Genomic DNA, 12545 nt, shown 5'->3' with positions numbered 1-12545 from the left:
TTCGAGCTCGCGGGCCTTTCGCGCATGCTGGGAAACCTACCAATAAATTGGTAAAGAACTCATTGCAGGGGTCTTTAGCCCCAACAACTATGCAAGGGAGCAATATCGTGGCTCAAGAATTCGACATCCTCATCCTCGGCGGCGGTTCCGCTGGCTACTCTGCAGCTATTCGCGCACGCCAGCTAGGCTTCACCGTCGGCCTGATCGAGAAGGAAAAGGTCGGCGGCACCTGCCTGCACACCGGCTGTATCCCCACCAAGGCGTACCTGCACGCTGCTGAGCTGGCAGAAGAGGCACGCGAGGCGTCCAAGGTTGGCGTTAACGCTGTGCTGCAGTCCATCGAAATGGGCAAGGTTCGCGATTACAAGGACAACATCGTCTCCGGTAAGTTCAAGGGTCTTGCAGGCCTGCTGAAGATGAAGGGCGTAGAGGTTATCCCCGGCGAGGGTAAGCTGACCGCTCAGGACACCATCACCGTCGGTGGTGTTGAGTACAAGGGTAAGAACATTATCCTGGCATCCGGCTCGGTCTCCAAGACCTTCGGTCTGCCCATTGAGGGTCGCGTTCTGACCTCCACTGAGGCACTGGAGATGGACTACCTGCCCAAGAGCGCTATCGTGCTCGGCGGCGGCGTGATTGGTTGCGAGTTCGCATCCATGTGGAACGCTATGGGCGTTGACGTCACCATCATCGAGGGCCTGCCGAACCTGGTTCCCAACGAGGACCCGGCAATCATCAAGGTTCTGGAGCGTGCGTTCAAGAAGCGCGGCATCAAGTTCAACACCGGCACCCTCTTCGAGAAGGTTGAGCAGGACGCTAACGGTGCTAAGGTCACCCTGGCTGACGGCAAGGTCTTCGAGGCAGAGATCGTTCTGGTCGCTGTTGGTCGTGGCCCGAACACCGCAAACATGGGCTACGAGGAGCAGGGCATCCCCATGGATCGCGGCTTCGTCCTGGCTAACGAGCGCCTGCACACCGGCGTTGGCAACATCTACGCTGTTGGCGACATCGTCCCCGGCGTTCAGCTGGCTCACCGCGGTTACCAGCAGGGTATCTTCGTTGCTGAGGAAATCGCTGGCCTGAACCCCTCCATCGTTGAAGACGTGAACATCCCCAAGGTCACCTTCTGTGACCCGGAGATCGCTTCCGTTGGCTACTCCGAGCCCAAGGCTAAGGAGAAGTTCGGCGCTGAGAACGTTGAGACCGCTGAGTACAACCTGGCTGGTAACGGTAAGTCCGCTATCCTCGGTGCTACCGGTATCGTGAAGGTTGTCCGCCAGAAGGACGGCCCCATCGTTGGTGTTCACGCTATTGGTAAGCGCATGGGTGAGCAGATTGGTGAGGCTCAGATGTGGGTTGCTTGGGAAGCATTCCCCGAGGACGTCGCTAAGTTCATCCACGCACACCCGACTCAGAACGAGTCCCTGGGTGAGGCAGCAATGGTCCTGAACGGCACCCCGCTGCACAGCGCATAAATTTTGCTGACTGGCGTTAGCGCGTCAGCTTAGTATTGACGACCGTTGGTCGTTAGCGGTTGCCGGGCGTATCCGCTGAACAACGCCCCTATCCGGATGCGCGTCGACATGTTTCGACGCATGCGGCGCGCATCCGGGTCGCCGCTCACATTTTTCTAGTTCAAGCATTCACAAGGAGAACGGGAAAGATTATGTCCCACACCGTAGTACTGCCCGCACTGGGCGAGTCCGTGACCGAGGGTACCGTTACCCGCTGGCTCGTTGAGGTCGGCGACACCATTGAGGTTGACGCACCCCTGGTTGAGGTTTCCACCGACAAGGTTGACACCGAGGTCCCCTCCCCCGTAGCAGGCGTTGTTGAGCAGATTCTCGTCCCCGAGGACGAGGACGTCGAGGTTGGCGCTGCTCTGGCTATCATTGGCGACGGTTCCGGCGCTGCTGCACCGGCTGCTCCCGCAGTTGCTGCTCCTGCAGCTCCCGCTCCGGTTGCTGAGGCTCCTGCTGCTCCCGCAGCTGCTGCTGCAGGCATTGAGGTCGTACTGCCCGCACTGGGCGAGTCCGTCACCGAGGGCACCGTTACCCGCTGGCTGAAGGAAGTTGGCGAGCAGGTTGAGGTTGACGAGCCCCTGGTTGAGGTTTCCACCGACAAGGTTGACACCGAGGTTCCCTCCCCCGTAGCAGGTACCCTGCTCGAGATCCGCATCCCCGAGGATGAGGACGCAGAGGTTGGCCAGGTTCTGGCTATCATCGGCGACGCTGCTGCTGCAGCTGCTCCCGCTGCTCCGGCTCCGGTTGCTGAGGCTCCCGCAGCTCCGGCTCCGGTTGCTGAGGCTCCTGCAGCTCCTGCAGCTCCCGCTGCACCTGCCGCTCCGGCAGCTGCTGAGGGCGAAGCATACGTGACCCCGCTGGTCCGTAAACTCGCTAAGGACAACGGCATCGACCTGTCCACCGTCAAGGGCACCGGTGTTGGTGGCCGCATCCGCAAGCAGGATGTTCAGGCTGCTATCGCTGCTAAGGGTTCCGCTGCTCCCGCCGCTGCTGCTCCCGCTGCAGCTGCTGCTCCGGCTGCTGGTTCCGCAAAGGCACCGCACACCTTCGAGGTTTCCCCCAAGCGTGGCACCGTCGAGAAGACCGCACGTATCCGCCAGGTTATTGCAAAGCGTATGCGTGAGTCCCTGGACATCTCCACCCAGCTGACCCAGGTCACCGAGGTTGACGTGACCCGCATCGTTCAGCTGCGTGCAAAGGCTAAGGACGGCTTCGCTGCTCGTGAGGGCGCTAAGCTGACCTTCCTGCCCTTCTTCGTCCAGGCATCCGCTGAGGCTCTGCAGCAGCACCCCGCTCTGAACGCTTCCATGACCGAAGACTACAAGCAGATCACTTACCACGGCTCCGAGAACATCGCTATTGCTGTGGACACCCCCAAGGGTCTGCTGGTTCCCGTCATCAAGAACGCTTCTGACCTGGGCATTGCTGGCCTGGCAAAGGCTATTGGCGACCTGGGTGGCCGTGCACGTACCGGCGACATCTCCCCCGAGGAGCTGTCGGGTTCGACCTTCACCATCACCAACATTGGTTCCTTCGGTGCACTGTTCGACACCCCGATCATCAACCAGCCGAACGTTGCAATCCTCGGTACCGGTTCCATCGTGAAGCGCCCCATGGTTGTTAAGGACGTTGACGGTAACGACGTTATCGCTATCCGCTCCATGTGCTACCTGTCCCTCACCTACGATCACCGCGTGGTCGACGGTGCGGACGCTGGTCGCTTCCTGCACACCCTCAAGACCCGCCTGGAGGAGGCAAACTTCGAGTCTGAGCTGGGCCTCTAAGACCTGCATAGATTCAAGGAAGTTTCCTTGTGGCGGTGCCCTGATGGGTAACCGAGTGTAGCTCTCCGGGTTTTCCCGGACAGTGAGCAAAAAGGCGGCGGTTCCATCCACTTCGGTGGGTGGGGCCGCCGCCTTTTGTTGTGTCCGCGTTTCTACGGTGTCAGTTACACAGTGTTAGTTACTCGGTGTCAGCTATGCCGGTACGGGTTCGGCGCGGGCGATCTCCCAGCCTTTCTCACCTCGATGCAGGTCGAAGATGACTTTCTGGCGGCTGACGCCGTTTTCTTCGCTGAGTTTACGGGCTTCCTGCTCGGTTTTATCGGCGCGGTAGCCGGGTGCGGAGACTACCGCCATAACGCGGATGTTCTCACTATCACGGCTGAGTTCTTCGGCGGTGTCGACGGTGAGCTCTGCGCCGCCTCGGGCACGGCGTTCTTGGTTTCGCTGGTCAATCAGGGCACGTAGAATCTGATCGCCCTGCACAGCCTGATTCTGTTCTTCCGTGCCGCCGGGCGTCTGCTCCCCCGCTGCGTTCACGGATTGAGCGGATACGGGCTGTGCCGTTGCCGGGGCGTTCCGCCCGTAGAGGGTGAACCCGAGAGGTAGCGCAATAGCCCCCAGCGCGAGCGCGGCAAGTCCCAGGCGTGCAGCCAGTCCCAGTCGCGCGGTGGGGCGGGTGAACGCGCCGCGTAGCCCCCTCAGGCGGGATGCGCCCGTCGCGTCTGCGTTCTTTAGGATGGGCGGCGCGGTCTCTGCGGGGCTCGACGGCTTCTTCACGCGAGGCAAACGTTCCGCCAGGTAGCGTTGCGCCTTCTGCGTCTTTGAGAGCTTCTGTACCGGCGCGGGCTCCACAGCTGCGGGAATGAGGGCGCGGGCTCGTTCTGAACAGCTCAGGTAGACGTTGAGCGGGCGAGGCGGCATCTCCTCCGCCAGGGCGACCACGGAGCTGAGCCCTGCGAGCGCCGCCTCCTGGGCGGGTGCGTCCAGCAGGTATTCGAGGGCTCTGCCGAGGCGCTCAATCCACTCGCTGCTGGGCGCCCCTTCGGCTGCAGTACCGGTGGTTCCCATCCGCAGTGAGAGGGGTACGCGGGCGGTGGAGGGTTCCGGCGCGTGCCCGCAGGCGGCTTGCCAGAGCAGTGCCGCTGCGGAGCGTGCGTAGTTGCCCCGAGCGGCGGTGAGCTGTTCTCCGTCTTGAGGGGCCGCTTCACGGTAGACGGCATCAGGTAGCAGGAGTTTGGGCACTCCGGCGGTGCTCAGAGCGATGTATTCGGCGCTTAGTTCGGCGCGCCCCTCCCCCACCTTTTTGAGGCTGCCGAGCGCCCGGTGCAGGGTGCGTGCCAGGGTCATGAGCTCGGCGGGTGTCAGGGTGCGAGCGCGCAGGAGCTTGTCGAGGGTACCCGCGTCGAGGGGCTCGTACCAGAGGCACAGCTGATCGGCGCTATCGGTGCTCTCGCTAGTAACGGCGTGGAGCTTGGCGAGTCCGGGCGCGTTACGTAGGGCGGCGGCTACCTGCGGGGTCTGGGCGTGCCGCTGAGCGGATGTATCCGTGTTTTCCTCGAATCCGTACCCGTTGGCTGCCGCGCGCAGAGTGGGCGCGGCAGGAGCCAGCTGGGTGGAGGGAGCTACAGGGGTGGAGGGAGCAGGCGGGGCAGGCTGAGAAATGGTGCGCAGGGTGTAGCGTCCGGGGTGCGCGGAGGTTACGGAACGTGCGGCGGGTGCGCCCTCAGTGGTTTCACCCCGGTACTCGACAATCTGCAGGGTGGGTAGAGCCGGGTTGGCGATGCTTTCCAGAACGTGTGCTTCTTTGCTTCTCATACCATTATGTTATCAAATAACACTAAATAATATTTTTAGACTTAATAAAACACCATAAATAAACCATGCAATCCTAAAATCAACACCCGGAATATTCATCCCGGCATGCCACCACATCCGCCCGTAATATTCCGACGTGTTCGCTCATCACGTGATTCAGGGCGCCCTAATTTTCTTCCCTCCACTAGCAGTACTAAGGTAGAAAGTATGTCTGTGACGATTGAACGTGTGGGCTTCGCCCCGAACTATGTGAACTATGTTGAGTGCCTGGACGAGCAGTACCGCATCCACGATGAGGTGGCTAACCGCACCCGCCAGAATACGATTCTTCTGCTTGAGCACGAGGCAGTGATTACCGCCGGTAAACGCACGGAAGACCACGAGTACCCCGCAGACAAGTCCACCCCCGTCGTCAAGATTGACCGCGGCGGCAAGCTGACCTGGCACGGTCCCGGCCAGCTGACCGGCTACCCGATTCTGCGCCTGCCCGAGCCTATTGACGTGGTGGCGTATGTGCGCATCATCGAGGAAATCATCATTAACGTCCTGGCTGGTCTGGGCATTAAGGGTGAGCGCGTTGAGGGCCGTAGCGGCGTGTGGATTCTGGGCGACGGCGTCACCCAGGACAAGAAGATCGCGGCACTGGGCATGCGCGTTTCGCGTAACACCACCATGCACGGCTTCGCGATTAACTGTTGCAACGACACCGCGCCTTTCCAGCAGTTCATTCCCTGCGGCATTAGCGATGCGGGTGTTACCACTATTTCGGAGCAGCTGGGCCGCACCGTCACCCCCGCCGATATTTTGGAGCCGCTGGAGGCGGAGCTTCTGAAGTATCAGGACCGCCTGGCGGAGTCCTTCGATCCCATTGCGGCGCAGCACTAAACGCAGGGTTAGACGCAGTCAAGAAGCATCGAACGGGCCGTACACGTAACGCGCCCAGCTTTGTTCGTCATATACGAAAATCAGTTTCACCTACGCCTGAGCGGGCGTAAAATAGAAGATGGCCCACCTGCACAGAGGGCACATCTAGACCAAGGAGAAGACTTTTGAGCACCGCACCTGAAGGACGCAAGCTACTGCGTGTGGAGGCCCGCAACGCTGAGGTTCCCATTGAGAAGAAGCCTCACTGGATTAAGACCAAGGCTATTGTTGGCCCCGAATACAACGAGATGCGCGAGCTGGCTCGCGGTCAGGGCCTGCACACCGTGTGTGAAGAGGCTGGCTGCCCCAATATTTACGAGTGCTGGGAAGACCGTGAAGCAACCTACCTGATTGGTGGTTCCGAGTGCACCCGCCGTTGCGACTTCTGCAATATTGCGACCGGCAAGCCTGTTGCTGTTGACTACGCTGAGCCGTTCAAGGTTGCTAAGAACGTGAAGGTCATGGGTCTGCGTTACGCAACCGTGACCGGTGTTGCTCGTGACGATCTGGAAGACGGCGGTGCGTGGCTGTATGCAGAGACCACCCGCCAGATTCACAAGATGTGCCCGAACACCGGCGTTGAGATGCTCGTCCCCGACTTCAAGGGTGTTCCCGAGCATGTTCAGAAGGTGATTGACGCTAAGCCTGAGGTGTTCGCGCACAACCTGGAGACCGTCCCCCGTATCTTCCGTCAGATTCGCCCGGCGTTCCGTTACGAGCGTTCCCTGGATGTTATTACCCAGGCTAAGGAAGGCGGCATGGTCACCAAGTCCAACCTGATTCTGGGTATGGGCGAGACCGATGACGAGATTTACGAGGCGCTGTGCGATCTGCACGATGCTGGTTGTGACATTATTACCCTCACCCAGTACCTGCGCCCCGGCCCGCTCTTCCACCCGATTGAGCGTTGGGTGAAGCCGCAGCAGTTCGTGGATTTTGCGAACATGGCTGAGGAGATTGGTTTCGCTGGCGTTATGGCGGGCCCGATGGTTCGCTCGTCCTACCGTGCAGGTCGCCTGTGGGCTCGTGCAATGCGTAAGAACGGCTACCCGATCCCTGAGAACCTTGCCCACATTGAGGGTGAGGGTGCAGCTCTGCAGGAAGCCTCCTCCCTGGTGGCTGCGGGCTACTAAGCCTTTTCAGAATCTTTCTGAGAGCGTTGAGGCTCCTCGAACCCGGTGTTCGTCCGGTGTTCGGGGAGCCTCCCCTTATGCCCCGCCCCTTGTGCGGGTAGGGTAAACTAGAAAAATTGCAGGCATATACTGCATCGTTACGTCACTATGGTTCCGTGAGCGTTTGAGGCGCTTCTCGGGGCCGCGGAAGAACCAGCCGAGGAAGAATCGTGGCAGATAAGCGCGAAGAGAAGAAAAAGAAGAAGGAACGCACTCCGGGCACTTTCGCCCAGATGAAGCAGGTCTACCAGATGACCAAGAAGTCCGACCCGAATATCGGTTGGATTCTGAGTCTGTCGGCTCTGGGTACCCTTTTGGTTTTCCTCCTCATCGGTATTGCCCTGGGTAACTGGATTACTTTCCTGATTCTGGGTCTGGGCGTTGCCGCTATTGTGGCGATGCTTCTGCTGGGTCGCCGCGCGCAGACTGCGGCTTTTGCTCAGATTGAGAACCAGCCCGGTCGTAGTGGTGCGGCGATGAACTCGGTGCGCCGCGGTTGGATTGTTGAGGAGCAGCCTGTTGCTGCGAACCGCAACCAGGATCTGGTGTTCCGTGCGCTGGGCCGTCCCGGTATTGTGCTGGTGACCGAGGGCCCTCACAGCCGCGTGAACTCGCTGGTGAACACTGAGAAGAAGCACCTGGCTCGTGTGGCTCCGGGCGTTCCGGTTCACGTGATTGAGACCGGTCACGATGAGGGTCAGGTTGAGCTCAAGGACGTTGTGAAGACCATGAATAAGCTTCCGAAGGCTCTGACTCAGCAGGAGATGCAGGTTGTTTCGGGTCGTCTGAGCACCCTGAACACGATGCGTAACCCGATGAATGGTCTGCCGAAGGGTGTTGACCCGATGCGTGCTCGCCCGGACCGTCGTGCGATGCGCGGCCGCTAAGCGAGACGCCGATATAAGGTTTTGAAGGCTCCGGCTCTTCCCGTGTGGGGAGGGCCGGGGCCTTTTGTTACGCCCGGTTATTGCGCTGCTGCTGGCATTGATATTGGCTTTGCTACTGGCTCTACTGAGGGCGTTAGCATCTGTACTGTGTGTCGTAAGGCAACCAAGATGTAACTCCTTTCCAGGATTTGTAACATTACCGAAACACGATAGTCACGCACGCGCAAAAAATAACCACTATGCTTGATATGTCACAGGGTTTTGCCCGCGGCCAAAAACTAAACCAAAGACTGAATGTGATGAGGGAAGATACCCTCCTGCACCGTCAGTCGAACAAGGAGCAGTCCTCATGTTTACCAGCCCCCAGGAAGTTCTCGACTTTATCAAGAACGAAGAAGTAGTCTTCGTTGATATCCGATTCACCGACATGCCCGGCGTGCAGCAGCACTTCAACCTGCCCGCCAAGGCGATTGATGACGATTTCTTCGTCAACGGCCAGCTTTTTGATGGCTCCTCCATTCGCGGCTTCCAGGGCATTGCAGAGTCCGACATGCAGCTGATCCCCGACGTTCAGTCCGCGTACGTTGACCCCTTCCGCATTGAGAAGACCCTGGTCATCATCTGTTCCATCGTGAACCCCCGCACCGGCGAGCCCTACCACCGTGACCCCCGCGGCGTCGCTGAGCGCGCCGAGGCGTACCTGCAGTCCACCGGCATTGCAGACACCGCATTCTTCGCATCCGAGGCTGAATTCTTCGTCTTCGAGGACGTCCGCTACCAGGTCGAGCCGAACTCCGTGTTCTACAAGATCGACTCCGATGAGGCTCCCTGGAACACCGGCCGCAAGGAAGAGGGCGGCAACCTGGGCAACAAGACCCCCGTCAAGGGCGGCTACTTCCCCGTCTCCCCCGTCGACAAGCAAGCTGACCTGCGTGACGCAATGTGCGTAGCAATGGACGAGGTTGGCCTTGAGGTTGAGCGTAGCCACCACGAGGTGGGCGCAGCTGGCCAGGCAGAAATCAACTACAAGTTCGACACCCTCACCAAGGCTGCTGACGACCTGCTGAAGTTCAAGTACGTCATCAAGGGCACCGCAGACGCATGGGGCAAGTCCGTGACCTTCATGCCCAAGCCCGTGTTCGGTGACAACGGCTCCGGTATGCACTGCCACCAGTCGCTGTGGCAGGACGGCGAGCCCCTCTTCTACGATGAGCGCGGCTACGCTAACCTCTCTGACACCGCACGCTGGTACATTGGCGGTCTGATTGAGCACTCCTCCGCTGTTCTGGCGTTCACCAACCCGACCGTGAACTCTTACAAGCGTCTGGTTCCCGGCTACGAGGCTCCCATCAACATGGTGTACTCGCAGGGTAACCGTTCCGCTGGTATCCGCATCCCGATTACCGGCACCAACCCGAAGGCTAAGCGTCTGGAGTTCCGTGCACCGGACCCCTCCGCTAACCCCTACTTCGCGTTTGCTGCTCAGCTGATGGCTGGTCTGGACGGTATCCGCAACCGCATCGAGCCGCCGGCGCCGATCGACAAGGACCTGTACGAGCTGCCCGCTGAAGAGGCTAAGGACATCAAGAAGGCTCCGGCTAACCTCGAGGAGGCTCTGGCTGCTCTGGAGGCTGACCACGACTTCCTGCTCGAGGGCGGCGTCTTCACCGAGGACCTGATTCAGGCGTGGATTGACTACAAGCGTAAGAACGAGCTGGAGCCGCTCTCGCTGGTTCCGCACCCGCTTGAGTACCAGCTGTACTACGGCGTCTAATCTTTCTTCCTGAACGGTGCCCCTTGTAGGGGGTGCGTTCAGGAGAACAGGCAACGGCCTATACGTTCCTTTGGGAGCGTATAGGCCGTTGTTGTGTTTTCTGCTGGGTTTCTGCAGGGGGTCTGCCGGTTGCAGGCTCGTCGGGCCATTTTTGGTGACGGTTCGTGTCTAATATTTTTCTGCCTCGATGAGCCTCGGGTGTCTTAGTTGCGCTTAGAGCGGCTCTAAGGGCTAAGCTGTTGGTGCTGGCGTTCCCTCTCTTTTTGTCGTGCAACCGGAGGGAATGCCAGTCTATTTTTATGCCCTTGTGCAGTTGACTGCTTTCAGCGTTCTAGAGGCCACATCATAAGATGTTGTACCCGCTAGTCCCGGGGTTCTTCCCGCACAGGCGTACAATGAAAGTGCGTGCGCCCGGCCGGTGGCACCTACGAATTCCGCGAGAAACGACACCAAAACGCCGTGTTCTCCCCGCCGCCCTTCCCCTTTTTAGCATCAGTTAGGGCGAGTATCGCCGATGACCGACCGACCCGTCTGACGCCGCATCCACTGTAACGAGGAGAAATCTCATGGCATATCAGCCGACCATCCTAAACGGTGAAACTGTTTTCCGTAACGAAGTTTTTCAGACCGGCCTCATGTCCCAGCTGCTGGACGGCATCTACGATGGCGAGATGACCATCGGTGAGCTCCTGAGCCACGGCAACTTCGGTGTGGGTACCTTCAACGGCCTCGACGGCGAAATGGTCGTCCTCGACGGCGTCTGCTACCAGGTACGTCACGACGGCTCCGTGTCCCTGCCCGACCTGCGTCAGCAGACCCCCTACGCCGTGGTCACCAACTTCGTGCCCATGATTAAGCGCGAACTACCGCAGAACCTACTCCGTAAGTCTGCCTCGCAGATTCTGGATGACTTCACCGTCTCCAAGAACTACATGTACGCCATCAAGATTTACGGCGAGTTCGAATGGGTCCGCACCCGCACCGTCATCAAGCAGGAGAAGCCCTACCCGAAGATGGTTGCGGCCACAGAGAACGAGGACATTGTCCAGTTCGATAACGTAACCGGCACGATTGTTGGCTTCCGCACCCCGATCTACGAGCAGGGCATCTCGGTGCCCGGCTGCCACGCCCACTTTATCGATGATGAGCACGTTCAGGGCGGCCACGTGGTCGACTTCAAGTTGCGTTCGGCAAAGGTCGAAATTTGCCCCGGTACCGGCCTGCAGCTGCACCTGCCGCTGACCCCCGAGTTCTCCTCCGCTAACCTCTCCCCCGAGGACCTGGCTGACCAGATCTCCAAGGCTGAAAAGCACTAAGCTTCTCCCATACCGGGATATAGCAACGGGATATTTAACGAAGGAGCCGCCCTCTACTGTTCTGTAGAGGGCGGTTCCTTCGTCTTTATACGCGCTGTAAACGGCGCTTACGCCTCCGGCACGAACTCGCCGTGGCCGCGCTCGCGCAGGGCAACACGCACCTTCTCAGCCGCCGCATCCAGCTCTTCGGCGGTAGCGTCCTTTTTCGCGTTAGCGGGATCGTAATCAGCCATGCCGTCAGCCGGGAACAGGTGGATGTGGGTGTGCGGAACGTCGAAGCCCGCAATCATCAGAGCCACACGGTCCTTATCAAACGCCTGATCCAGGGCACCAGAAATCTTGTGCGCCACAGCGAACAGGTGCGCCGCCAGCTCAGCCGGCAGGTCGGGCCAACGGTCAATCTCCGCGCGGGGAACGAGCAGCAGGTGACCTTCCGACAGAGGCATGATGTCCAGGAAGGCGACGCAGTGCTCGTCCTTCCAGACGAAGCGGCCGGGAATCTCGCCCTCGATAATCTTGGTAAAAATCGTGCTCACAATACTCTCCTTTATGCGCCGTCATCGGCGCGTTTGAAGCTCAACGGTCAGGCTTACGCCTCAACCTCAATGCTCTCACCGGGGTTCAGATGCTTCAGCTCAGTGCCGTACTTCGCGCCGAAGTTCGTCACCAGTCCCTCAATAATGCCGGTGCCGTTCTGGTTAATCATGCCATTGTGAATCGGAACCACACGCTGAGCGCCGGTCGCAATCACAAAATCAATGACTTCCTGAACCTTCGACCAGGGGGCGTGAATCGGCACCAGAACGGTATTCGCACGCACGCGGTGAGGAACCACCAACGAGTCACCCGGGTGGTACACGGCACCGTTAATCAGGTAACCGACATTGGCGATGGTCTGAATCAGCGGGTGAATCAGGGCGTGCTGACCGCCGTAGGTCTTCACCTCAAAACCGGGGATGCTGAACTCAGAATCAGAGGAAACAACGGTAACCTCGGCAGCGGGCACAGCCTCCTTGATGACCTGGGTGACAGCCTCGGGAGCCCAAATCTTCAACGGGGTCTGCGACTCGGCACGCTCAGCAATCAGCGGCAACACCGACGGGCCATCAAAATGGTCCGGATGCGCGTGGGTCACGAACAGGTAATCGGCGCCTTCCAGCGCGGTGGCGTGTTCGCCTTCTGCGGCAAAATTGCCGGGGTCAAGAACGAGGGTGCGCCCCTCATTCTCAAGGCGGATACATGAGTGGGTGTACTTCGTCATTTTCATAGTTTTAGTCTACCGTTAACCCTCATTCGTGCCTGTTGATGACTTCAATTTTTGAGATAAAGCGCAAATCAACCACCTTTTGA

General features: G+C 59.4%; 10 protein-coding genes. 7 read left to right on the top strand and 3 right to left on the bottom strand.

Annotated features, from left to right (window positions below; translation table 11 throughout):
• The first annotated feature begins 89 nt into the window (after nt 1-89).
• Together lpdA and sucB are read left to right on the top strand one after the other, a co-directional pair.
• Nucleotides 90-1475 carry a dihydrolipoyl dehydrogenase gene (gene lpdA, locus ROTMU0001_RS05750; protein WP_044142607.1) on the top strand — a complete coding sequence of 462 codons (1386 nt, stop codon included), beginning with the start codon at nt 90-92 and terminating at the stop codon, nt 1473-1475.
• 191 nt (nt 1476-1666) lie between these two features.
• Nucleotides 1667-3307, top strand: coding sequence for a 2-oxoglutarate dehydrogenase, E2 component, dihydrolipoamide succinyltransferase (gene sucB / locus ROTMU0001_RS05745; protein ID WP_005508623.1), 1641 nt, complete (start codon nt 1667-1669; stop codon nt 3305-3307).
• A 192-nt stretch (nt 3308-3499) separates the two neighbouring features.
• Here the strand turns inward: sucB and ROTMU0001_RS05740 are convergent, their stop codons facing one another.
• Nucleotides 3500-5122: a hypothetical protein gene (locus ROTMU0001_RS05740; RefSeq protein WP_005508617.1), complete on the bottom strand. Its 1623-nt coding sequence runs from the start codon at nt 5120-5122 to the stop codon at nt 3500-3502.
• A gap of 105 nt (nt 5123-5227) precedes the next feature.
• Here ROTMU0001_RS05740 and lipB point away from each other — a divergent pair, with 105 nt between their 5' ends.
• The 5 genes from lipB (at nt 5228) to budA (ending at nt 11195) form a co-directional block, all read left to right on the top strand.
• Entirely contained in the window at nt 5228-6007 is a 780-nt protein-coding gene (gene lipB / locus ROTMU0001_RS05735) for a lipoyl(octanoyl) transferase LipB (protein WP_281015329.1), read from the top strand.
• Between the two features lie 164 nt (nt 6008-6171).
• The gene (gene lipA / locus ROTMU0001_RS05730; protein WP_005505472.1) at nt 6172-7179 is read left to right on the top strand and encodes a lipoyl synthase; all 1008 of its coding nucleotides are present in this window, start codon (nt 6172-6174) and stop codon (nt 7177-7179) included.
• Between the two features lie 209 nt (nt 7180-7388).
• Entirely contained in the window at nt 7389-8105 is a 717-nt protein-coding gene (locus ROTMU0001_RS05725) for a DUF4191 domain-containing protein (RefSeq protein ID WP_005505470.1), read from the top strand.
• A 349-nt stretch (nt 8106-8454) separates the two neighbouring features.
• A complete protein-coding gene (glnA, locus tag ROTMU0001_RS05720; protein WP_005508615.1) occupies nt 8455-9879 on the top strand; it encodes a type I glutamate--ammonia ligase in 1425 nt (474 codons plus the stop codon).
• Nucleotides 9880-10445: 566 nt separating this feature from the next.
• The gene (budA, locus tag ROTMU0001_RS05715; protein WP_005508614.1) at nt 10446-11195 is read left to right on the top strand and encodes an acetolactate decarboxylase; all 750 of its coding nucleotides are present in this window, start codon (nt 10446-10448) and stop codon (nt 11193-11195) included.
• Nucleotides 11196-11302: 107 nt separating this feature from the next.
• On the opposite strand, the gene ROTMU0001_RS05710 is transcribed toward budA, so the two are convergent.
• Nucleotides 11303-11731 (bottom strand): HIT family protein, encoded by a 429-nt coding sequence (locus tag ROTMU0001_RS05710; protein WP_005508613.1) that lies wholly within the window; start codon nt 11729-11731, stop codon nt 11303-11305.
• A gap of 53 nt (nt 11732-11784) precedes the next feature.
• Nucleotides 11785-12462, bottom strand: coding sequence for an MBL fold metallo-hydrolase (locus tag ROTMU0001_RS05705; protein ID WP_005508612.1), 678 nt, complete (start codon nt 12460-12462; stop codon nt 11785-11787).
• Between the last annotated feature and the right edge of the window lie 83 nt (nt 12463-12545).

Source organism: Rothia mucilaginosa ATCC 25296, assembly GCF_000175615.1.
GTDB classification, from domain to species: Bacteria; Actinomycetota; Actinomycetes; order Actinomycetales; family Micrococcaceae; genus Rothia; species Rothia mucilaginosa.
This window is presented reverse-complemented; position numbering and strand designations above follow the sequence as displayed.